The following is a 24,479-nucleotide window of genomic DNA, read 5'->3' as shown; positions in this document are numbered from 1 at the left end:
AGCTTCCTAGTTAGTTACCCAGGAAACGTCCGAGATCTTCGCCCATTTTTACCTTGGAGCCTAGCTTTAGATCAGGACGAGGTTCGAACATCCCATCTTCGAACAGCAAAACAACCGTTGAGCCGAACTCAAAATATGCGAGCTCCTGACCGCGCTCAAGTGTTTTGGGAAGAGGGGTAACATATTGAATGGAGCTCACATTAAGTGCACCGACTTTAACGACAGCTACTTCGCCGGTTTCATGCTGAATAAAGGTAATTAATCGTTCGTTACGGCTTAGAACACGTTTCATATGACGAAGGCCGAACTCATTGACGGGATATACTTTCCCGAGGACATGCTCTTTCTCCAGAATATCACCTGAAATTGGCGAATGAATACGGTGATAGTCTGTTGGGCTCAGATACAAGACGAAATAAAAACCATTATTGTAGTTCACCGTGCGCGGTGAGCGGTTAAGCAGCTCATCAATCGTGTAGTCTTGACCTTTGACATTAACGATCAAGCCTTCTTTGATGTCACCAATGCCGGTAATCATCGCATCAACAGGACTCACAACACGTGTCGTGTCTTCATGGATCGTGCGCAAACCTGGTTTCAATCTGCGAGTGAAGAAATCATTCAGGGACTTATACTCCTTGATATGCTTCTCTGCATCTTCAATTCGAATGCCATAGGTTTGGGCAAAACGCGGGATGAATAGCCGACTTATTTTGGAACGGGCAATGGCACCTGTCACTTGAGAGACCCATTTACGGGAAGACAACTCGGTCAGTAATCGGAAAAAAGGTTTAGACATAGATCATAAACTCCTGTTCATTCGTTGGTTAGGATGGACTTTGCGCAGTGCGCAAAGTTACCTTTAGCGGTTCTTCGCTAATCTTGCCACAGAAAGGTAAAAGAATCAATTGCCTATTGCTCTTTTCCTTGGGATCCGCGATGCGGGTTACTGTATTTTCGACAAGAAATTCGTCAATGCTGTTGGTGAGGTGAAAGCTGCGATGTCGATGATAATCGTCATATTTGTTATTCTGATCCCGCCAGTTATGCTATGTAGTGCTTGGTTGCTGCCATCCTTTAAACATGTTTTTGCAGGTGCAGCCGTTTTATGTGCGTATGTGTTTGGTGTGATCACTTCCATGGCTGTCTATGAGATCCTGCGGGACGATACCGTTTTCATGACCAATATCCATGTTGTTTTTACCAACAAGCTGTTTCTGTTCACTGGCGCTTATCTGGGTGCTTTTGGCATTTATGTCTTGTTACATTGTTTTTTGAAAGGACTCCGAAGTGAATAAAGATGCAATTCAACGATTTCAATGGATGGAACGTCTACTAAGTATAGTTAAGTGGAGGGTAAGGTAGGTGACAATTTGATACGAGAATTACCAAAAGCAATCCGTACAATTGGAAGCGTGGGTGGGCTTATGCTGCTTATGATGGGGTGTATGTCACATAATGAAGTTGAGCCATCTGCATCTCCCATAACTAGTACAGCGCCCGCTAGTGTGGCTCCGTCATCGGCACCAACTTCTACGCCTATACCGACAACCGCTGCATCTCATACTCCATCCCCAGTGGCATCGGTAGGTGTACCTGCGATGAGCTTGGATGAAAAGCTAGGGCAGATGATTATCGCGGGAATCGATGATTACAGTATGAATGAAGAAGCGCGGCAGTTAATTGCAACCTATCATGTGGGTGGCATCATTCTGTACAAACCGAATGTGCAGAATACGAAGCAATTGGTGGGGTTAGTCAATCAATTGAAGAAGACGAATGTGGTGAACAAGCTTCCACTTTGGGTTGGTGTGGATGAAGAAGGTGGAAGGGTAACACGTCTCCCTGATGAAATTACCAAGACGCCAACAAGTCAAACAATAGGCAAATCTGGCAAAACCCAATTGGCTCGCAGTATCGGGCAACTGCTGGGGAAAGAGCTGAATGCCTATGGACTTAATATGGATTTTGCGCCTGACTTGGATATTAATAGCAATCCCCAAAATCCCGTCATTGGCGATCGCTCCTTTGGCGCGAATGCCACGCTCGTTAGCAGCTTTGGTATTCCAATGATGAATGGCATACAGGAGATGAAAGTCGTTTCGGTTGTGAAGCATTTTCCGGGTCATGGCGATACGGCAGTAGATTCACATATCGGTTTGCCTATTGTTCAAAATGATCTTGCTCGACTGCGAAAGCTAGAGTTAATTCCTTTTGCTGATGCCATCAAGCATCAGGCGGATGCCATCATGGTTGCGCATATTCTTCTCCCGAAGATTGATACGAAGTATCCCGCTTCGATGTCGAAGGCCATCATGACGGATCTTCTGCGGAAGGAACTTGGCTTCCAAGGCCTCATCATGACAGATGATATGACGATGGGCGCGATTGCTGAAAATTATGAAATGGGTGAAGCCGCTGTGAAGTCCGTTCTTGCGGGTTCCAATGTCGTGATGGTCGGTCACGATCCACAGAAAGCGATAACCGTCTTAAGTGCACTTCGTACCGCAGTTCAAGCAGGGCGAATCCCAATGGCAACGATTGACCAGAGTGTCATGCAAGTTTATAAGCTGAAGCAAAAGTATCAGCTTCGGGATCAACAGGTGACTGCTCCGGATCCGAAGGCATTGAACGCTGAAGTTCAGCGTGTGCTCGCTCCGCTCAGCACTAAGTAGGGCCTGGACCTCGTTGGGTGGTCTCTTGTTTCGCTTTTGACGTAAGCTAACATGCTGATCTTGCCCTTGTTTAACCTCAAAAACACCGTACCAACGAGAGAAATCTCGTTAGTACGGTGTTTTTTGATGCCTTTAGCAAGGAGGCGTGCCGCCGCCTAAGATAAATTTAGCATAGGCCATCGGATTGAAGTAGGTTGCCTTCCAACAATCATGCATTTCCGCTTCACGAAAGCTGTAACGTTGATCCTTTCCATTGCATTCGATAAATAATGGGACACCGTCCTTTGTCATGGCAATGTCGAGTCCTATATCAGCTAAGTTCGGCAATTCTGTGCTGAGATGACGGGCAACTAAGAGAGCGAAATTAGTCATCTGGAGGCAAACCGACTCTGAATGAAGATGTGGATATTCTGAGGTCAAAATATCTGACAGAGATTTCACTCGCCCGCCTTGCGCGACATTCGTAATGAAATGCTTGTGAGAGGCGACTTTGGCCACAATGCCGGTCACACCCCACTCACCGTTAACCCCGCGCTGAACGGAAATACGGAAATCGAAGGGACGTCCCTCGAAAGTGGCAAGGGGCAGACATTGTTGAACCATATAGCTGTTTCTTTGAATCCTCCGGCAGAGGATGATTGGTAATTGATGACGGAATTTGAACGTTCGCCAAGTACGATTGGTAAGCTTCAAGTTTACCGGATAAAGAAGCTTCCATAACCCCGCTTGACGTTCTAATTTCATCACACCGCGCCCAATGCTAGAATTGGTTGGCTTGATAATGAGCGAGTCGTAGGCGGCCATCATGGCTTTCACATTTTCAATTGTTGCGGGAAATGTAGTGGGGAGATGGGGGCGAATGCTTTCATTTTTCATTAATATATCATGGATACGCAGCTTGCTATAGCGGTTCCAATGATTAAATAGTGTCACGCCTCGATTTGTCAATGCTTCCAAAACTTTCGCTGAAGAAGAGTCCAAATAAATGGCTCGATTATGAATGACTTTAGGGAGATCTGACCATTTCCTTTTGAAATGTTGGCCTTCTTGTACATAGGCATGTACTTTCATTGTTTTCATATGAACATCTTGAATTCGGAAGTAGCAAGGGGTTAGGCCATAGAGTTTGCCAGCATCCTCATAAAAGCGAATCGCTTCGTATTGTGTGTTCCCTAGAGGAATACCTGCAAACAAGGAATCGTTGACTAAAATACCCACATAGGGATTACTCATTGACTTCACTCCTTCTCCTAATGGGGATTGAATGTTCACCGAAAACGAATCACTCTTAGTTTATGGAAAAGAAGTCATGCTTGTTTGTACAAATGCTGATACTTTCTTGGAAATTCAGGACAGATGCCCATGCCTTAACACGATATCCGCATATGTATAGAAGGAAGAAGAGAAATGGGGCTGGATTTATGTCTCATTTTCCCAGGAGGGTCAGAAATTGAAGACAATACGGAAGTCCCCATCGAACCGTCTCGTCATCGTCACACCAGGATCCTTTCCTATACCGTCAGGGACTAGCAGCTCAGTCGAGCAGGTGGTTCAGAAGACAGCAGAGCAGTTGGTCAAAAGCCTGCCTGTGGTTGTGCTAGGAAGAAAAACTTCTTATCAGCCTTGGAAGGAAATTAGAAAAGGCGTTTTGTATCAGAGGGTAAGGTATCAAGGACCAAGCTCCTATTTAACTCAAATCGATAAAGAGATCTCGCACCTAAGTCCAGGCATTATTCAAGTGGAAAACCGACCGCGTTTTCTTCGCTTTCTTCGCAAAAGGTATCCTTATGCCATCCTAAGCCTTGTCCTCCACTCTACATCATTTATTACGAAACCTTATATTTCCACAAAATCTTTAACAGTTTCTTTGCGTGCTGCTGATGTCATTATCGTCAATAGTGACTTTTTAAAGCGGTTTCTGCAACAACAAGTCCCATCTGCTGCTCACAAAATAGTCACGCATTATTTAGGTGTGGATATCACTCAGTTTACTTCCAAATGGTTAGTGGACATCAGTGAATCTCGGAATGACATGCGTAAGGAGATAGATTGTGAGCATCGTAAAATTATTTTATTTGTAGGGCGATTGATCCCGCAGAAAGGTGTTCATCATTTGCTTCATGCCATGAAGAGTGTCATTCAAAGTGAGCCGACGGCTAAGTTGGTTATCGTAGGGGGTGCTTTTTACGGGTCTCGTAAAGTTACGAAGTATGTAAGACAACTCATGAAGACTGCAAAGATAATGCCTAATCATGTGACATTCATTCCCTATGTGAGACATCATGACATACCCAAATGGATTCGAATTGCCGAGATTCTCGTCGTACCCTCGATCGGACACGAAGCTTTCGGACTCGTCAATGTAGAGGCTATGGCAGCGGGTGTTCCCGTGATTGCAACTAGAGTAGGCGGTATTCAAGAGGTTGTTGAAGATGGACAAACAGGCTTCTTAATAGACCCTACGGATATCCGAAAGGAGCTCCCAGAACATATCATACGGTTACTGAAAAATGAGAGCTTGCAGTGCAAGTTAGGTGAGAACGGGATCAATAGGGTGAAAGAAAAGTTCACGTGGCAGCGAGCCGCAGAGGTGAGGTTATCTTTATACAAGGAAATGCTGAAGGAGACGGCTCTTGTCTAGGTTATCGCACATTTTTGGGGGCTAATGTACTTATTAGGGTGAGAATGAATATGTTACCAATGATAAACCTTGGGGAATGGAGAGGAGTCATATGAGTAAGCGTAAGATCAGCACGAACCAGAAAGCGAACGTGCATAAAGTGAGCTCCAGCTTGAATGAATTGAAATGGCTCGATGAATCACCAGCCAAGCCAGAAAGAGTGGAAGCACCAACGAAGATAGTGCCGAAAACGATTCCGTCTGAAGTTGAGAAGACGACGCCGATCAAAGCCTTACATGTGTCAAAGGTTACAGAACAGATTTCACCTGAATTGTTGTTAACGGAGCGTAAAACAGGTAAATTCGTCGATCCCGTTGTCTACACCGACGATATTGTCAATGAGGCTGTAACGTGGGATAAAATTGCCAGTCGGTCTATTGATGATACGAAAATAAAACCGTTTAGCATAGGGGCCAGATCGATTAAGGATTTGGCGATTGAACAGTCCAAACTGGCTCAGGCAAGTGTGACCCGTGCCAAAATTTCCAATCAAGCTATCCATGATGAACATATCGCTCCAAACAGTATAGCGGGAGATAAAATTCAAGATAACACATTGTCAGGCGCAAAGCTGTTTGATAGCAGCATTACAACCGCCAAAATTGCAGATAAATCGATTGATGCCACGAAACTGGCGGACGGTTCCATTTTGCCGCAACATTTATCTGAACTGATGATTACGAGTGACTTAATCGACCAACAAGCGATTACGTCCGATAAAATCCTCAGTGGTGCTGTGCAGACGAAGCATTTAGCCAATTATACGATTGATACAGCGAAGCTCATGGACGCTTCCATAACCTCTGCAAAAATTAGAGATGGTGCCATCACGGAAGAAAAACTGGGGATTGGCCTTATTAGTTCTATCCATCTCCAGGGACAAAGCATTCTGACGGAACATTTGGTGAATGAGTCGATTACAAGTGAGACTCTGGCTGATCAGGCTGTAACAAGTACCAAGCTAGCGCCGCAATCTGTGGACTCGTTGCATATCGCCAAATCCGCTGTGAAAGGTATCCATATGGATGGAGGGGAAGTAACCAGTTATCACATAGCTGATCAAGCGATTCGTACTAAACATATTGTGGAAGGCGCCATAGATACGAAGCTCATTCAAGATGGTGCGATTACCGTCGCGAAATTGGGCGAGAAGATCGTAGCAAGCAGACATATTACACCGCAAGCCATTGAGTCTGCACACTTGAACGATCAAGTGATTTCAAGCAGCAAATTGCAAGATGGTGCGGTCACAGCGGATAAACTTGCGCAAGGTGCTGTCATCGCCAAACATATCAGTGCGCAAATGATTCGAACCGAGCATCTGGATGAAAATGTGGTGTCTAGTTCCAAGCTTGGGGCTGGTTCTGTCATAACGGATAAATTGGCAGAGGGTAGCGTAATTAATTCGAAACTGAAGGATGAAAGTGTCACTTCCAGTAAAATTGCTTACCGCACCATACTTGCTGCTCATCTGCAGGAGGAAATTATTACGGGCGGACACATCGCCAAAGGTGCAATTGGCGAGAAGCAAATCGATTTGCACGCGATTCATCGCAACCATATTGCAGACGAAGCCATCACAACTAGACATATTCAGGAAGAAACCATTACGACGAGTAAGATTGCTGAAGAGGCCGTAACAACGGCCAAAATCGCACCGATGTCCATTGCATCAAGCCATTTGCAGGAAGAAATTATCGAAGGCGTCCATATTAAACCAGGGACGATTACATCGGATCATCTGGCACAAGGATCGATAACGCTGGATGTATTCGCGGACCGAAGTCTGGTAGGAAGCAAGTTGCAGGAAAACTCCATCACGACGGACACCTTAGCAGACGGTGTTGTCACGGGTGGGAAGCTTGCGAATGGAGCCGTAGGGACACAGCATCTCCAAACGGAATCAGTTACCACGAGTATCATTGAAGATCAAGCCATCACGAACGCGAAGCTGGAGGATAACGTGGTGACGGCAAGTAAGCTCGGAGATGGAAGTGTCACCAGTTCCAAAATATCGAGTAAAGCGGTGAATGCAGAGCACATTACAGATGGGTCCATCACAGCATCGAAATTGGCCAATGAAAGTGTTCATGGCAGCAAGCTGGCTGCAGGTGCGGTCGTTGCTCGGCACTTGGCGGATGGCTCAGTTATTAGCTCGAAGATCGCATCTCGTGCGATCAATAGTGATCATCTGGCAGAAGGATCGGTCGTTGGTACGAAGCTGGCCAATGAGAGCGTAGACGGTTCGAAAATTATGCCAGGCACGATCACAGACGAACATTTGTCACCAGGTGTGGTAAATGGTACGAAGCTAGCACATGGTTCTGTAAGCAATCAACATCTTTTGGCAGGTGTCATCGACAGTGAAAAGCTAGCCGTGAACTCGGTAGATAGCAGCAAGCTGGTATCTGGAGCAGTGAATAACTATCATTTGGCAGATCATGCGGTATATGGAGTGAAATTGGCCCCGGGAAGCGTGGATGGAAGTAAGCTGGCAGCAGGTGCTGTGATCAGCGAGCATCTGGTAGATCAAGTGGTGGATGCATCTAAGCTGGCCTCAGGAAGTGTGGATAGCAGTAAAATCGTATATGGGGCGATTCAACGGGAGCATTTGTCGGACTTTATCATAGATGGATTGAAGCTAGCTTTGGGCACGGTAACAAGCAGCCACCTTGCTCCCGGTTCAATCGATGGTGAGAAGCTGTTAAATGGCAGCATTGATAGTTCTAAATTAATTGCTGAAGCGATTGGAAGCGAGCATCTTCAAGACGAAGCAGTCAGCGGTGATAAGCTGGCAGCAAACAGTGTAGACAGCAGCAAGCTTGTATTTGGCGCCGTGGATCGTGACCATCTTGCGGATGAAGCTGTAACAGGAACGAAGCTGTCCCCTAATAGTATAGATGGCAGCAAAATTATCGAAGGAGCCATCGATACAACTAAACTAGCAGATGGCAGTGTAGACAGTTATAAGTTGGCAGAGGGAGCGGTTACTGATTTTCATCTTGCAACGGGCAGTATCGATGGAACCAAGCTGCAAGCTAGTGCTGTTACGAACGAACATATCGCAGATACCTCACTCCGAGTGACGAAATTTGCAGATAGTGTCGTGCGGACATCCTCGCAGAAAAGAAATGTCCTGCAGCAATTTGGACTTGAGCCTTTTGAGATGAAAATCCAGGATGAAACGATTGAGCTGGTGCTGTATTTCGAAGAGGAATATGCCAATACCAATTATGTGTTAACGGCGATCACAAATCATCCAGCATGCTATTGTATTGTCAGCCAAAAGTCAACGGTTAGTGCAGTACTATCCATTATCCGAGCCAAATTCTCACCTGATCAACATGGGATCGTGAATTGGATGGCTATTGGTCAGACTCTTTAACGGATCGTAGAAAGTAAGCCCATGAATCAGCAAGCTAACAAAACGGCGTTTCGCATGTTATGCGAGACTACCGTTTTTTTGTTGTGTTGCTATTCGATAGATAGATGACCAATTTTCGATTAAGGGGTTTTCGTCCAATTTCCGTCTATTACCAAAGCATATGATAGTAGAAATGGATGTGACTACGCACCATGCGAACGATGGTGAAGGGGGATGACTTGTGAAAGGTGTCGTGCTTGTAGGAGGAACGGGAAGTCGTTTACGCCCTTTAACACATATTATCAATAAACATTTGCTTCCAGTTGGTGATCTGCCCATGATTCAATATGCCATTAATAAACTAAGTCAGGCAGGTGTTCAGGATATACTTGTCATCACGGGGAAACAATCTGCGGGCTTATATGTAGACTATTTGGGCAGCGGTGACATGTTCGGCGTCAATCTGACTTACAAGATTCAAGAGAAAGCAGGAGGGATTGCGCAGGCACTGGCATTGGCAGAGGATTTTGTGCCCAAGGATGAGAAGTTCGTGGTTATTTTGGGAGACAACTTATTCCAAGATCCACTTCTGCCTATGATCGATACCTATAACCATCAGGACGGAGGGGCTATGGTCATTTTAAAAGAAGTAGAAGATCCTAGAAGATATGGCGTAGCTAACATGATGAATGATCGTATTGAACGGATTGATGAGAAACCAGAAAAACCGAGCTCCTCTTATGCCGTTACGGGTATCTACTTATATAATTCTACTGTGTTCGACATTATTAAATCGCAGGCTCCTTCTGCAAGAGGCGAGATGGAAATCACCGATGTAAATAATGTGTACGCTGCATCAGGCACACTTTCCCATATGTTTTTCAAAGGCTGGTGGATTGACGCGGGCACACATGAATCGCTCTTTCAGGCCACTCTTTTAGTCAGGAAGGAGAACAGATAATGCAAACGTTGCTTGTAACGGGCGGTATGGGGTTTATTGGAAGTAACTTTATTCATTATTGGAAGAAACATCATCCAGCGGATCACATCATCAATGTCGATTTACTTACTTATGCAGGTAATAGGGATAACGCTAGGTTGTTTGATGGGCAAGCTGGGTATCAATTTGTACACGGTGATATTGGCAATGAGGCGCTCATGATGGGACTGATGCAAGGTGTTGATGTGGTTGTTCATTTTGCGGCGGAATCCCATGTGGATCGTAGTATTCATAACCCAGGCAGCTTCGTGAAGACAAATGTGGTTGGCACCCAGATCTTGCTTGAAGCTGCAAGTCAAGGACAGGTTAAGAAGTTTATTCATATTTCCACAGATGAGGTATACGGATCCCTTGGAGATGAAGGAGCCTTCAGTGAAGAAACACCAATTGCGCCGAATTCTCCTTATTCCGCAAGTAAAGCTGGCTCTGATCTGCTAGTTAGAGCTTACTATGAAACTTATGGTTTTCCAGCAGTGATTACACGTTGTTCGAACAATTATGGTCCCCGCCAATTTCCCGAAAAGCTGATACCTCTTCTAATTACCCGTGCCCTTCGCGATGAAACAGTTCCCCTATATGGTGATGGATTGAATGTGCGTGATTGGTTGTATGTGGATGATCATTGTTCTGCAATTGAATGCGTGATAGCGGCAGGCGTACCAGGCCAAGTGTATAATATCGGTGGTCAGAATGAGCGGACGAATCTGGAAGTCGTACAAAGCATTCTGAAATTGTTGGGCAAACCTGAATCGTTGATTCGATATGTTGCGGATCGTTTGGGACATGATCGGCGATACGCTATCGATAGCTCGAAAATACGTCGGGAGTTAGGCTGGGGGCCTGCTTATTCGTTTGAGAAAGGCCTTCAAAAGACGTTGGAGTGGTATTTACAAGAAAGCGAGTGGGGCGCCCGTATTGTAGACGGTTCGTACCGATTAGATAAAGAAGCTGATCTCACTTGAAAATAGTGATTACGGGTGCCGGCGGGCAGCTAGGCTATGACCTTAAGCGGGTGCTGAGCCCCATGCATGAGATCATTGCTTGGGAGAAAGCAAAATTAGATGTTACTCAAGAGCAAGAAGTCTTGGAGATGCTGCTGAACGAACGACCAGACGTTGTTGTGCATTCTGCTGCCTATACCAACGTAGATAAGGCTGAATTGGAGAAAGAGTCTGCCTATCAAGTGAATGCCATGGGGGCTCTTCATTTGGCAAAAGCTTGTGTAGTCATCGGGGCCAAACTGGTCTATGTCAGTACGGATTATGTATTCGATGGGACAAAGCAGTTCCCTTATGACGAGAACGATACCCCAAATCCGCTCAATGTGTACGGACGTTCCAAGCATCTTGGGGAGAAATTCGTGGCGATGACCTGTTTGAAGCATTTTATCGTACGAACCTCTTGGTTATATGGCATGAAAGGAACAAATTTTGTAACCAAAGTATTGGAAAAGGCGCGAATGAATCCTACACTTTCCATAGTAGATGATCAATTTGGCTCTCCCACCTATTGCTTGGATCTGGCTATTTTTATTCGTGAACTCATCGAAACGGACCGATACGGTTTCTATCACGCCTCTAATCAAGGCGTATGCTCTAGGTATGAATTCGCCCTGCACATTCTCCGAGCGGCTGGGATGGCGCATGTTTCCCTCAAGGCTGTTCCTACTCATTTATTTCCGCCAGCACCAGCACCAAGACCGATGTATACGGCATTTGCACACAAGGCAATGCGTGACAATGGTTTTACGCCAATGCGAGATTGGCAATCGGCACTTGATTTTTTTCTGCAGTTTGATTACTACGATACAGCGGTTATCGCGAAGAGGGTGAAAAGAACATGGTGATTCGAAACCGCATAGCGGAAGGTCGGAGCAGGGGATTTCAGGCTGGCTTGGAACAAGGCATACGGATGGGAAGATGCCAATATGCGCTCGACACCTGTCATCCAGCACCCATTCCGCTCCGAGAAGCAAGTGTGTTATTTATTGTCCAAGGTATCTTCGATGCCATTGACAAAGGAATTATTATTGGTTTGCAACAAACAGTTCGAGTTGCATATACAGCAACGGCGGCGGATATGCTTCGCTTAGCGTATGAGCTGAAACCGAATCTGGTGCTTGTCATGAATGGGCTTCATGTTTTTCCGGTTGATCATGCCAATCAAGTGGATCAAGTAAGACAGATGGGAATTCGAACTGCCATTTGGTTTGCAGATGATCCCTATTTTACTGACCAATCGGCTATGTTAGCCCCTCATTATGATTACGTTTTTACGCACGAAATGTCCTGTGTACCCTTCTATCAGGGGCTTGGCTGCGGTCAAGTTCACTACTTGCCTTTGGCGGCTAATCCAGCTGTGTTTAAACCTGGGCCCGTTAGTCCTGACTATCTAAGCGATATTTGCTTCATTGGCACAGGCTTTCCAAACCGAATTGCCCTATTCAATGAGTTAACCCCCTTCTTAGTAGGGAAAAAAGTGGTTATTGCCGGGGGATTATGGGATCGATTAGATCACTTCGCGCTGCTTCAACAAGGAATTAAGCTGCAGGGGGTTCCTATCGAAGAGTCCGTGAAGTATTATAACGGTGCCAAAATTGTCCTGAATATTCATCGGCTTACGTATGATGAAACCTACAACCAAAACAGCAGAAATATACCTGGATACTCGATTAACCCTAGAACCTATGAGATTTCAGGGTGCGGCGCTCTGCAAATAACGGATTACCGTCAAGATCTGGAACAGTACTATCGACCAGGTCATGAAATTGAAACTTTTCATCATACGGGAGAGCTTATTCTTAAAATGAACCATTATTTAATTCATGAGGAAGACCGATTACGCATTGCGGTGAGCGGGATGAGGAGAACACGCACGGAGCATTCATTCGCAGCGCGATTAGTCAAGCTGTTAGACATTGTATTTGCCTAGAAGGGAGTGTAGTTCATGAGTTTTAGGAATAGTTCGCATGCTCGGGAACGCGGACTTGCTGATGGTTATCAATTAGGTCATGACAATGGCGTCAGATTGGGACAATGTGAAGCGATCATGCAAAAGGCGATTCGTGACCGTGCGCCAAGTCCTGTTTGGGACGTGCGCGTGTTGTTTGTTACTTCGGGAAAAGGCTACCCTTACGAGCCATTGGATATCGCCGTTATGAACAGCCTTCGTCCTTTAGTTCGCGAATTGATAATTGGAAACTGTGACAACGATCCGATTCGTATCGGAAATTCCAAAGCCAGCATCGAAACGATTGTAGTGAGGGACCGACCTGATGTGATGATTGTTATGGAGGGGATGAATCTCTCACTGAATATCGTTGATCGGGTTCGACATATGGGTATTCGGACAGCCATATGGTTAACCGATGATCCCTATTATACGGATATTACCGCTGGATATGCGAGGCACTATGATTTTTTATTTACCTTGGAATTGAATTGTGTACAGTTCTATCGGGAAAAGGGTTGTGAGCAGGTCCATTACTTGCCGTTAGCCTTTCAACCGGAGATGTTTCGACCAAGGTCAGTGCCCAATGGTGTCCACCGCGATATTTGTTTTATTGGTTCGGCCTATTGGAACCGCGTGGACGTGTTTAATCAAATTGCTCCTTATTTGGCGGCGAATCGCGTTATTCTCTCAGGGCTATGGTGGGATCGTCTGAAGCATTATCGTCAACTAGCACCGCAGATTCAACTGAATACGTGGATGTCGCCAGATCAAACGGCAACATTCTACAATGGCGCGAAAATCGTTATTAATATGCATAGAGCCTATGATGACGAATCTTACAACTATAACAGTCGCCGAATTAGCGGTGCTTCGCCCAACCCCCGAACATTTGAAATTTCTGGTTGTGGCGCCTTTCAATTGACGGATATTCGGGATGATTTAGTCAATTTCTATACCCCCGACTATGATATCGTGACGTATGCGTCACCGGAAGAAATGCTCCATAAAATGAAACACTATTTAATCAATGAAGAGGAACGCAAGCGAATTGCTATGCGCGGCTTGTATCGTACGATGCGAGATCATACCTATACGAATCGTTTAATTACGATGCTTTCCATTATTTTTGGGCCTCGATAAGGGCAGTGCAGTGTGAAACGCGTATTAGAAAGCTGAGGTGTATGAAAATTGATCACGAAAAGAAAGGTACGTAAGCTGACAGTGGACAGACAGGTTCGGAAGAAGCGAGTGGGATCGCCAAGAAAGCAGGGTCTTAAAAAACGGATTATTGTTAGAAAAAAGGGAGGTACAACTCGTCGTTTGAAGCCAATTTCTCGGCGTAGGGGTAAGCGCGCCATGGCTCGTCGATTGATTCGATTTCCTAGACGCAGGGGCAGTCGGATTGTAGCTCGTCGCCGTACAGTCAAACGCCGCATCATGTCGAGTCCTAGAGCGAGGAGAGCGCAGATGGCCTATGATCAAGCCTTCAATGAAGCTTATAATACGGGCTACGGCGTTGGCTTCTCACAAGGATATACGTGGGAACTCACGAATCCGACCGTATAAATCGGCGTCAATCAAGCCTAGTTCCACAAATAGATGAGGTGAGTCAAGTTGGTGAGACTTAGCATCAAGAAGAGAATCAAGGGTCAGGTTGCAGTTAACAAGAGAAGAAAGCGAAGCCTTATTAAGAAGCCAACAAGCCGATTTGTTGCAAAGCATAAACGAACACTGGATAAGGTGCTTGTATCAACTTTTCATGCTATCGACGCAATTATAATAGCCTCCAATGCCGAACAAACCATCGTCAAAGTGCTTGAGCAGTTGAAACGACTGCCGTTTAAGGAAATCATCGTCATTGTACATGGCTCCAAAGACCGAACGGTAGAGAAGGTTAGAGGCTATTCTCGCGCTATAATTGTTCATGATCCAGAAGTATTGGAACTAAGTGTCGCAAGAGAGCTGGCTGCGAGGATGTCGCAGTCGGACTTCTTGCTTTTCATAGAGGGGGATAGGGTCTTCAGTGCCGAGGAACTTATTCCTTATTTTCAGGATATTGAAATAGGATTGGAAAATGGCACATTATCGAGGAGGCTATGAACATGCAGCTAACGAGCATCATTATTCCTACGTTTAATGGACTCGCTTTGTTGAAAGCATGTGTCGCATCCATCCGAAAGCATACATCAGTTCCCTATGAAATTATTATCGTTGATAATGGCTCCAGTGATGGTACCCTGGCGTACTGTCGCAGAGAAAATTTAAAATTCGTGGCGCTGCCTGCCAATCTCGGTTTTCCTGCTGCGTGTAATTACGGGTTGCGTTTTGCGGAAGGTCATACGTTAATGCTCTTGAATAACGATACGATTGTAACGCCAAATTGGTTGCCCAATCTACTGAACTGCCTAAACAGTCGAGAAGACATTGGGATGGTAGGTCCTGTCTCTAACTATGTAAATGGAAAGCAAAGGATCCGCGTACGCTTTACGGGGATTTCGAATATGGTCCAAAAATATAACCATGTAAATCCTGGAAAATGGCGGGAAACAAAGAGGTTGGTCGGCTTCTGTCTGTTATTTAGGAGAGAGATGTTCGAGCAGGTAGGCTTTTTGGATGAAAGATTTGCTCCCGGGTATTTCGAGGACGATGATTTATGCTATCGTGCTCAAATAGCAGGGTATCATTTGCTCATAGCGGGAGATTGCTTTGTTTATCATCGCGGAAGCGCTAGTTTTCGGAAAAACACGCGTCAAACTAAGCTACTTCTATTAAGACGTAATCGCAGGAAATTTATCCGCAAATGGGGCGTGGATCCATACCAATTTATTTAGGCACCGTTTCACCAAAATCTGCATAACGTAGTGTGAAAAAGGTGATAGGAGGGGTGTTACTTGGAACAGCGGGTAACGACGATTATTTCTCAAATTGCAGCCTCACATAGTCAGATGGCACGGATATTGGAAACACATCGGCATGTGTCTTCGCAAATGGCGGCAATTGCAGGAGATCTGCCGGATTCGCATCCCGAATTTGCTGGATTAGCGATGCTGCAGAAGCGGGCTTTACAACTGACCAAAAATGTAACAGCCTATTTAAACAGTCTCGCTGATTTGGAAGAAGCCATGGCGAAGCAAACGGAAATGGTCATGAAAGAAATACATGTACCTGATGAAGAATAGAGGGGATGGCCATGGATAGAACAGATCTATATATGCAAATGCTGGATGCTACAGCTACGCTGCAGTATGAGATAAGCCTTATGTTAGAAGCGAGGGTTATCGAAGCCTCGAAGTCGCAAAACTGGATTTGCCAGCATATTAACTCCAGCAATTTGGAAGGTCATGAGCTTAAAATGAAAGTGAGTGGCGAAATTCATGAGAGTGTTATTGATCTTATAGATGGTTTGACGAAACTGGAGAATGCCCTAAATCGTCAGATGAAGGCATTGCTGGGGAAAAATGATTCAAGTTCACCTCTAGGATCCAGCGACGCAATGGAATTTGGTGGTCTACTTCCGTTTGGTGAGGATGAGAAGCTGTGAAGGACTGGAATCGGGAGCGCTTGGAGCTCCACATGCTGACCTCGCTGGCAAGGAGCCAGCGAGCTCTATGCAGAATTATTGAATCTGTTGCGGATCATTTGGAGGGTTCTGATCAGCTTGCCGGGCATGTGGCAGAGAATTTAAAGACAATAAGTGAGTATCAACGCGTCATGATGTTGAAATTAACGAATCAGAGTAAGGTTACGCGTGTTGTTGGTAAGCCAGGTAAGCCATGGATAAATAAGCATGTGGCCGTTGAAAGCATGGACCTCAAGTTCATGGGAAACTGACTTACCCCCAACGGACAATGAGACCTGCGTGAGTCAATCCACCGCCAAACCCATATAGTAAAAGTGTATCGTCTGCCTGAACTTTCCCCTCTTTTATCCCCAAATCCAGTGCAAGCGGGATGGACGCCGCGGAAGTGTTGCCGAAGTATTCAAGACTAACCAGCGCTTTTTCAATCGGTATACCGCTCTTCTCACAGATGGAATCAATCATGCGCAGGTTCGCGCTATGAGGGATGAACCAGTCTATGGCTTCGAGTGGCAGTCCGCTTTTCTGAAGCAGCTTCTCGATGCCGTGTGGTACCGTCGAAACAGCGAATCGGTACACTTCACGCCCATTTTGGACAAGCTTTCCCTCTCCAACTAAGGGCATGCCATTCAAATCAGTGGCAAGACCAGTTCGGTAAACATGCTTCGCACCTGTGCCGTCCGAGCCCATGTGAGATGCGAGGAAGGCAGGCTGAGCTTCCTCTCTTTCCACCAATACGGCACCTGCGCCATCGCCAAATAAAATGCAGGTGGAGCGGTCGGTGTAGTCCGTGATTTTGGATATGGCATCTCCGCCGATCACGAGAATCTTACGATGCATACCTGCAGCAACAAGTGCACTTGCCGTATGAAGGGCATAAGCGAAACCAGCACAAGTTGCATTGAGATCATAGGCACCCGCATCCGCGATGCCAAAATGGGCTTGAACTTGACACGCGACAGGCGTTGAGGGCAGATCTGGCGTATGCGTGGACACGATAATGAGCTCTACATCGTGAAGTGTGCCGGGATATCGATCGAGCAAATTCTCAACAGCTGCTATACATAAATGGCTTGTGAACTCATGCGCTTCGGCTATTCGGCGCTCTCGAATCCCTGTACGCTGAACGATCCATTCATCATTCGTATCCACCATACGCGAGAGGTCCTCGTTGGATAATTTGCGCTCAGGTACATAGGTGCCAATGGCTGTAATTCGGGCTTGCAAGGGGTTTGAGGAAATCATCAGCTAAGACTCCTTTAGGGTTAAGGTTAATTTTAGGATCAAGTAATAGTATCAGGTACTAATAATAATTTAAAGTATTGGTGTGTTCTTTGTCAATGGATGTATTTGTATGTATTTGTTCATTCGTGAGTTTAAAAACGTAGAAATTTATAATTTTATCAAAGTTTCGTCTATTGAATTGAGGTGGATAAGTATATAGAGTTATATACTATACAATTTGTATCTGTAAATTGAAACCGATTTATTAAGGGAGGTTGGAATTGTAATATTTCGCTTTATGTATGCGGTTACATTTCAATAAGAAAAATACATTGCTGTCACCCCATGAGACTGGATGGATTGGGTTTTTACAAGTCACAAAAGGTCTAACAAGATGTTAATGATTAGCTTGCGATAAGCTAGCTCAAAGGAGGATACAGATGTTAAAACGCACCCTAGCAATGGTCACTTCCGTTCTGGTAGCGGCAAGTCCTATTGCATCGACGCTAACCCATGCTGCAGATGTTAACAGGACTGTAGTGAATGTCAATGCGAGTTCAACTTTTCAAACCATTGACAACTTTGGCGCATCAGACGCATGGTCCATGGATCCGATTGGAAAGGAATGGTCTGAAAGCAACAAAGAGAAGATTGCCGATTTATTATTTTCACAGGACAAGGGGATTGGCTTATCGAGCTGGCGGTTTAATATTGGAGCCGGTTCTAGCGATACGGATGAAAGTATCATTACGATCCCTTGGAGAAGATCGGAAAGTTTCAAGAAAGATGAGAATAGTGCTTATGATTGGTCGAAGCAGGCGGGCCAGCAATGGTTTTTGAGAGCTGCAAAAAAAAGTGGTGTTAAAGATCTTATTGGATTTGTGAACAGCCCACCTGTATGGATGACAAAGAACGGACATGCACAGCCGGATGCTACCGTCGGATCTACGAATCTTAAATCGGGTTATGAGGGCAAGTTCGCCAAATTTTTGACGGATGTTATGGATCATTTCGACCAATCAGGCATTCATTTTAATTATGTCAGCCCAATAAACGAACCTACTTGGGATTGGAATGGAGCCGGACAAGAGGCGAACCGCTATAATAATACGGAAATAATCAATGTCATTAATAGCCTCTATGCGGAGCTCCAAAATAAGAATTTAACGACTAAAATTAATGCTCCGGAGGGCGTCGAGATCCTGTCCTTGCTTGATGATGCCAAATATGCACAATTTATGACCACCTCCCAAAATCCTAACGATAACAAACAGCAATATATGGGCGGAAGTAATAAATTAAATGTAGGCAAGTATCGGGAATATATTAAGGATCTTCTAGGCAATCCTGAAATCGCTCCCAAAATTGACAACAAGATCGTTTCCCACTCCTATTGGTCGGATACGGTTTCGGATCAGAATGGGGACCGTTTGGGGAATTTGCGGAAGCTGCTGTGGGAGAATATGCAAAACACCTTGCCGGGTTCCTCCTTTTGGATGAGTGAGTATTGTATCCTGGGTGATGTCGGAGAAATGCAGGGTAACGGAAGGGACTTAGGCATCGATCCTGCACTTTTGATGGCGCGTACCATTCATTATGATCTGTCTGTTGCGAATGCATCTGCTTGGCAATGGTGGACAGCTGTATCCAAAGGAGATTATAAAGATGGTCTGATCTATACGGATTACGGTGTGCCGGGAGACGAACAATCCATTTATACGTCCAAAATGTTATGGGCGCTCGGTAACTATAGTAAATTTGTTCGTCCTGGCGCCAAGCGGGTTGCCATGACCGGATTGGCGGAGAATGATCCCAAGGGGCTGATGGGGTCGTCTTATTTGCATGAGGGCAATAATAAATTGACCTCCGTTTTTGTGAACTACACCAATGAGGATAAGCCGGTTATCGTTCAACTGAATCAGTTGCCGGAAGGAAAAAAAGTCTATCATCTTACGCCTTATGTGACGAACGCAAATGAAAGTTTGGCTCAGCATAACATGGTAACGGCCGATGTAGACGGCGCTTTCCAGTACACCATCCCTGCAAGGTCTATTGTTACGTTGGACGGCAGCTATGCGGCGGCAAATCAAGTGCCGGAGAAACCAAGCATGGATTCGGTCAAGTCTTTGAATAAAGCAGCAGAAATCAAGATAAACGAAGTATCAAATGCTGAAAGCTATAAGATCGTCTACGGTACAACCCCGGACAATATGACTATGACAGCCGGTCCCGTGACGGGTTCAAGTTACACGCTCCATGGACTGGAAAATAATTCGATCTATTATATGGCGGTAATAGCCGTGAACCATAACGGTGTCAGTTTCCCTTCGGACACGGTGTCCGTGACGCCGAAGCTGAGTCCGCCACAACAGGTTTCCGCTAATCCCACCGATGGAGGGGTGGACATTCAATTCTCCGGTGACCCCAATGTTCCGCATTATCTGGCAAAGTGGGGGGCCGCAAGCGGTGCCTACAACGGAACTGTTGAAATCGCCGGTCAGGATGGCAGTTATAAAGGTACCCTAACAGGCTTAACCAATGGAACTCCCTACTACCTGGCTATCCAGGCACAGGACGGAGTAGACAACAGCTCCTTGTCTACGGAAATGATGGTTATTCCAACGGTTCAAGCACCAAGTAAGCTGATTGCCATTCCAGGCGACGGCAAAGTTCAACTTGAATTCCCCGAGGTGCAAGGCGTCACCAAGTATTCTTTGGAGATGATGACGGAGAATGGGGCGCCAACCATCTTAGAGCTCCCTACGAATTCTGCAACTGTTGATCATCTGACCAACGGCCAAAGCTATTCCTTCCGAGTATCTACTGTTGGTGTGGGTGGAATCGGTCAACCAACAGCCAATGTTCAAGCAACGCCTCAAGCTGAAACCGTTAAGTGGGAAGATGATTTCCAGAATGCCTCCATGAATTCCTACAGTCAGGACGTGAGTGTATGGAATATGGAAAATGGTTTGCTCAAGCATCAATCCGGAGGAGATAACCAAGGAGAGCTTTCCGTCAAAAATGTCAAAATTATTGACGGCACCATCTCTGTTACGGCCAAACATTCAGAGTTAGGCGCCGATTGGGGAATGGTATTCCGTGGTACGGATTATAATCATGCCTATGCTTTTGGATTTGAGAACGATGCCCTGTTCTTGCGGAAGAATGGCACGAATATCACCAAATCGAAAGCCTTCTCGGCTAAGCTGAACCAACTGTACCAGTTAAAAGTCGTTTTGGATGGTTCGCATATTCAAGCTTATCTGGATGGTGTGTTAATCTTTGATGTGCTAGATTCCACTTACAGCAGCGGTATGGTGGGACTGCATAGTTGGAGTAATGCGCAGTTTAGCTATTTAAAGGTTACCCGGGCAGAGGGCGCGATGAAAGCTCCGGAGATCAACACAGTTCATATCGGCAACCATCGGATTGACTTGAAGTATGCGGAAGTCGATGGGGCAACCGCCTATACGGTACAATACGGCACAACATCCGATAACTTGCAGAATCAATTGGCCGTAAGTGGAGGAAATGCTGCAGTAATCGGACTTAGCAATAATCAAGTTTATTATTTTAAGGTTGTGGCCACGAATGGCAGCATACAGACCGAATCAAGTGTAAAATCGGGTGCACCCCGCGATATTCAGGAACCGCAGCTGCTTTATTATGTGGATGCTGGAGACGGAAGTTCGGCAACTTTAGAAGATGGAGAGTCTTTTGGGGCCCTCAATGGAGTGGAGGATCAAGCCTACGGGGTGGATCCGGTTACTGGGAATATGTGGGGCTATGTAGCTGACGGTGATGCCACTTGGGCCCGAACAGACGCCAGTGGCAATTTCGAGACCATTCGGCAATATGACGGGAACGACTTGAATAAAGGGCTTGCCTATAAATTTAACCTTCCCAATGGGACCTATCGGGTTACGGTCGGGTTTTTCGATCCTTGGCATGATAGCAACCGCAAGATGGATTTGACTATTAATGGGACAACGAAGTTAACTGATTATGTCATTGGCAATAGCCAGGAAGCAAAGCAGTTTGACTCGATCAATGTGTCGAATGGTCAGCTTGAATTGAAGGTTCTCAAGAAGGCAGGCTCCAAGCCTATGCTCAGCTGGATCAAGGTAGAAAAGGATTTACTATATAATGTAGATGCTGGAGATTCAAGCCTAGATAAATTGGAAACAGGCGAGGAGTTTGGTGTCCGGAACAGCGTGGAAGATCAAGCCTATCAGGAAGATCCTATGACAGGATACAAGTGGGGCTATGATGCCGATGATTCTCAAACTTGGGCAAACCAAAATGAGGAGCGCTGGAATAGTGTTCGTCAGTACGATGGCAATACAAATGGTAAAGGCCTAAGCTATCGATTTGAAGTGCCGAGCGGTCTGTATAATCTGGATCTGGGCTTCGATGACCCCTGGGATAGTTCCGACCGGGTCATGGATCTTGAAGTAGAGGGACAGAAAGTCCTTACCAACTACTTGATCGGATCGGGTCAAGACGTGAAACGGGTAGTAGGCATTTCCGTTACGGATGGAGAACTTGACGTAAAGATCACGAAGCAAGGCAACAGTAAGCCGCTTATCAGTTGGCTCACGGTTCAGCATGATAACGGCATCCCTGTTCAACCGGTTATCAAACGCGTAGCTGAAGGGGATTCCAAGGTTACCCTGAATTTTGACGAGACCATTAATGCCGCCTACGATATTGCTTATGGCACGGATCAAGGGAGCCTTACCCATCATGTTTCTGTACCGGGAAATGTCAACCATTATACCGTTGAGAACCTGACGAATGGCACACCGTATTATTTTGCGTTGACAACGGTTAGAGGGGACTTGTCCAGCGCCATATCCGCTGTGAAAACATCGACTCCTGTGGGCCCTGCGGACCCTAATCTTTATTATTTTGTTGATGCAGGGGCGACGACCGTTCAAAACGGCGTTACACTCGGCGTGAAACAATCGGTTCCCGATCAGATTTTTGGAGTGGACCCTATCTCCGGAAAAACCTGGGGATACGTTGCGGATGATGGCAAAACGTGGGCCAAGAGCGATGAAACAGATCCGTACTTGTCGATTCGTCAATATGACGGAAATGATAATGGGAAGGGTATCGCTTATAAATTTGAAGTTCCCCACGGAACTTATACCGTACAAATGGGTTTTGACGACCCTTGGAACTCGTCATCCCGATTGATGGATATCTATATTCAAAACGACCTCAAACTTCAAAATTATGTGGTTGGCGACAAGCGGGAGATCAAGGAATTTACTGTGGACGTGGACACGGACCAGCTTGAGGTAAAACTGGTTAAGAGCGGCTCCGACAAGCCTGCTGTAGGTTGGATTTCCGTACGTTATGTGAAACCACTTCCGCCCCCGGTGCCGATCGAAACGGGGATTGCCGTAACCGGAGTGTCGCTCAATCAAACGTCAGCTTCGCTGCAAGTCGGAGGGACGACGCTTCTCGAGGCCGACATTACACCAAACAACGCAACCAACAAGACGGTAAGCTTTACCTCTTCAGCAACTGGCGTGGCTACAGTGACGAATGCGGTCTATCACTCGGAAACCGGAACCACAAGTGTCATCGTGACTGGAGTTTCGAGCGGAACCGCAACCATCACAGCAACAACAGAGGACGGGGGGATGACAGCAGCTTTCACCGTAACGGTGATAAGCAATACACCTAACACGTCTGGACCTCCTGACACGCCAAAAGAACCGGAAGCACCTGTCAGCGATATCCCTGGTAAGGTGAATATCGGAACTCCTGTTGTCGAGAAAGGAACAGCCGAAGTCACTGTGGATGCCTTAGCCTTGATCAAGGCCTTCAAAGAGTCGGAGGTTGCCCTGATTGAAGTTCCGAAAACAGCGGAAGTAAATATCTATGCGGTCAACTTGCCCGCCTCATCTTTGACAGCAAACGATGGTAAAAAAGTCGTAGTGGCAACAGAAATCGGCACAGTCGCAGTACCTTCCAACATGTTAGGGGCTTCTGTCGGAGTGAGCGCGGCAGACGTTACATTATCGATTGGGAAAGCAGATACAAGTAGCTTAGATGCAAAAACAAAAGCGTCTATCGGCAGCAAGCCGGTCATTGAGCTTAATTTGAAGGTGAATGGGTCAACCGTTGCTTGGAGCAACCCGGAAGCGCCGGTACTCATATCGATCCCTTATACTCCTTCCGCCGAAGAGCTTGCGAATCCGGAGCATATTACTGTTTGGTATGTGAACGGAAACGGCCAAATAACAGCAGTTCCTTCAGGGAAATATGATGCAACTACCGGAAAAGTAACCTTCATGACCACACACTTTAGTAAGTATGCGGTCGCGTACGTCCATAAGTCCTTTCTTGACCTAGCGGATTATAGCTGGGCCAAAAATTCAATCGAGGTGATGGCGTCTAAAGGGGTCATTCAGGGCACATCGAACGACATCTTTAATCCTGGTGAAGACATTACGAGAGCCGATTTCGTACAGCTTTTGGTTCATACACTTGGATTGACTGCCAAGACAGATGACCAATTTGCAGATGTCAGCTCCGATGCCTACTACGCCGAAGCGGTAGCGATTGCCCATAAGCTGGGAATTACCACTGGGGTAGGCGGGAACCAATTCAGTCCGGATGCTATGATCACCCGTCAAGATATGATGGTACTGATTGAGCGCGCGATGAAGGTAGCGAAAAAAGACATTGCGGCAGGAACGGAGGAAAGTTTTTCCGGATTTTCGGACGTGTCGAAAGTCGCATCTTATGCAAAACAAAGCATATCTACGCTGATCAAGAATGGAATTATCATCGGAGACGACAACAAAATCAATCCGCTCGGGAATGCAACGAGGGCAGAAACGGCAGTGCTCATGCACAGAATATACAACAAGTAGGTACATGCGGCCTGAGATTACAAAGATACCTAGGGCACCTTGTTTGATTACTGGACCATTAGCATTATTTTATGCTAATGGTCTTTTTTTGCTGAGGTTTTCTTATTTATCAAA

General features: G+C 45.9%; 19 protein-coding genes. 16 read left to right on the top strand and 3 right to left on the bottom strand.

The genetic code is table 11. The annotated features are described in order from the left end of the window. Positions 1 to 10: 10 nt before the first annotated feature. Positions 11 to 799: an archaetidylserine decarboxylase gene (gene asd / locus AC58P7_RS16760; RefSeq protein ID WP_497344725.1), complete on the bottom strand. Its 789-nt coding sequence runs from the start codon at positions 797 to 799 to the stop codon at positions 11 to 13. Positions 800 to 908: 109 nt separating this feature from the next. Between asd and AC58P7_RS16755 the strand changes: the two genes are divergently transcribed. After that, complete coding sequence (locus AC58P7_RS16755) at positions 909 to 1,298, top strand: transposase (protein WP_497344723.1); 390 nt, start codon at positions 909 to 911, stop codon at positions 1,296 to 1,298. A 150-nt stretch (positions 1,299 to 1,448) separates the two neighbouring features. Then, entirely contained in the window at positions 1,449 to 2,675 is a 1,227-nt protein-coding gene (gene nagZ, locus AC58P7_RS16750; RefSeq protein ID WP_497344721.1) for a beta-N-acetylhexosaminidase, read from the top strand. Positions 2,676 to 2,807: 132 nt separating this feature from the next. On the opposite strand, the gene AC58P7_RS16745 is transcribed toward nagZ, so the two are convergent. Continuing rightward, complete coding sequence (locus AC58P7_RS16745) at positions 2,808 to 3,908, bottom strand: YheC/YheD family endospore coat-associated protein (protein ID WP_497344720.1); 1,101 nt, start codon at positions 3,906 to 3,908, stop codon at positions 2,808 to 2,810. Positions 3,909 to 4,125: 217 nt separating this feature from the next. On the opposite strand from AC58P7_RS16745, the gene AC58P7_RS16740 reads away from it, so the two are divergent. From AC58P7_RS16740 to AC58P7_RS16680, 13 genes are all read left to right on the top strand, one after another. Beyond that, entirely contained in the window at positions 4,126 to 5,316 is a 1,191-nt protein-coding gene (locus tag AC58P7_RS16740; protein ID WP_497344718.1) for a glycosyltransferase family 4 protein, read from the top strand. Between the two features lie 91 nt (positions 5,317 to 5,407). Further along, a complete protein-coding gene (locus AC58P7_RS16735; RefSeq protein WP_497344716.1) occupies positions 5,408 to 8,740 on the top strand; it encodes a WIAG-tail domain in 3,333 nt (1,110 codons plus the stop codon). A gap of 220 nt (positions 8,741 to 8,960) precedes the next feature. Continuing rightward, positions 8,961 to 9,680 carry a sugar phosphate nucleotidyltransferase gene (locus tag AC58P7_RS16730; RefSeq protein WP_497344714.1) on the top strand — a complete coding sequence of 240 codons (720 nt, stop codon included), beginning with the start codon at positions 8,961 to 8,963 and terminating at the stop codon, positions 9,678 to 9,680. Further along, complete coding sequence (gene rfbB, locus AC58P7_RS16725; protein WP_497344712.1) at positions 9,680 to 10,681, top strand: dTDP-glucose 4,6-dehydratase; 1,002 nt, start codon at positions 9,680 to 9,682, stop codon at positions 10,679 to 10,681. Before AC58P7_RS16730 ends, rfbB begins: the two co-directional genes overlap by 1 nt. 5 nt (positions 10,682 to 10,686) lie before the next feature. Next, a complete protein-coding gene (rfbD, locus tag AC58P7_RS16720) occupies positions 10,687 to 11,565 on the top strand; it encodes a dTDP-4-dehydrorhamnose reductase (protein WP_497344753.1) in 879 nt (292 codons plus the stop codon). Then, the gene (locus AC58P7_RS16715) at positions 11,559 to 12,650 is read left to right on the top strand and encodes a CgeB family protein (protein WP_497344710.1); all 1,092 of its coding nucleotides are present in this window, start codon (positions 11,559 to 11,561) and stop codon (positions 12,648 to 12,650) included. Before rfbD ends, AC58P7_RS16715 begins: the two co-directional genes overlap by 7 nt. A 15-nt stretch (positions 12,651 to 12,665) precedes the next feature. Continuing rightward, positions 12,666 to 13,811, top strand: a complete 1,146-nt coding sequence (locus AC58P7_RS16710; protein WP_497344708.1) for a CgeB family protein — start codon at positions 12,666 to 12,668, stop codon at positions 13,809 to 13,811. Between the two features lie 48 nt (positions 13,812 to 13,859). Further along, positions 13,860 to 14,237 carry a hypothetical protein gene (locus AC58P7_RS16705; protein ID WP_497344707.1) on the top strand — a complete coding sequence of 126 codons (378 nt, stop codon included), beginning with the start codon at positions 13,860 to 13,862 and terminating at the stop codon, positions 14,235 to 14,237. Positions 14,238 to 14,288: 51 nt separating this feature from the next. Continuing rightward, positions 14,289 to 14,771, top strand: coding sequence for a glycosyltransferase family A protein (locus tag AC58P7_RS16700; protein WP_497344705.1), 483 nt, complete (start codon positions 14,289 to 14,291; stop codon positions 14,769 to 14,771). Between the two features lie 2 nt (positions 14,772 to 14,773). Beyond that, positions 14,774 to 15,502 carry a glycosyltransferase family 2 protein gene (locus AC58P7_RS16695; RefSeq protein WP_497344703.1) on the top strand — a complete coding sequence of 243 codons (729 nt, stop codon included), beginning with the start codon at positions 14,774 to 14,776 and terminating at the stop codon, positions 15,500 to 15,502. 60 nt (positions 15,503 to 15,562) lie between these two features. Continuing rightward, complete coding sequence (locus AC58P7_RS16690) at positions 15,563 to 15,850, top strand: nucleoside-diphosphate sugar epimerase (protein WP_497344701.1); 288 nt, start codon at positions 15,563 to 15,565, stop codon at positions 15,848 to 15,850. 11 nt (positions 15,851 to 15,861) lie between these two features. Continuing rightward, the gene (locus tag AC58P7_RS16685) at positions 15,862 to 16,212 is read left to right on the top strand and encodes an alpha-helical endospore appendage domain-containing protein (protein ID WP_497344699.1); all 351 of its coding nucleotides are present in this window, start codon (positions 15,862 to 15,864) and stop codon (positions 16,210 to 16,212) included. Then, entirely contained in the window at positions 16,209 to 16,502 is a 294-nt protein-coding gene (locus AC58P7_RS16680; protein WP_497344697.1) for a hypothetical protein, read from the top strand. Before AC58P7_RS16685 ends, AC58P7_RS16680 begins: the two co-directional genes overlap by 4 nt. 1 nt (position 16,503) lies before the next feature. On the opposite strand, the gene AC58P7_RS16675 is transcribed toward AC58P7_RS16680, so the two are convergent. Then, positions 16,504 to 17,493, bottom strand: coding sequence for a ketoacyl-ACP synthase III (locus tag AC58P7_RS16675; RefSeq protein ID WP_497344695.1), 990 nt, complete (start codon positions 17,491 to 17,493; stop codon positions 16,504 to 16,506). 419 nt (positions 17,494 to 17,912) lie between these two features. Between AC58P7_RS16675 and AC58P7_RS16670 the strand changes: the two genes are divergently transcribed. Continuing rightward, complete coding sequence (locus AC58P7_RS16670) at positions 17,913 to 24,365, top strand: glycoside hydrolase (protein ID WP_497344693.1); 6,453 nt, start codon at positions 17,913 to 17,915, stop codon at positions 24,363 to 24,365. Positions 24,366 to 24,479 lie beyond the last annotated feature (114 nt).

It is taken from the genome of Paenibacillus sp. J22FR5 (assembly GCF_059691975.1).
Note: the sequence above shows the minus strand (reverse complement) of the source record. Positions and strands in the feature narration are given on the sequence as shown.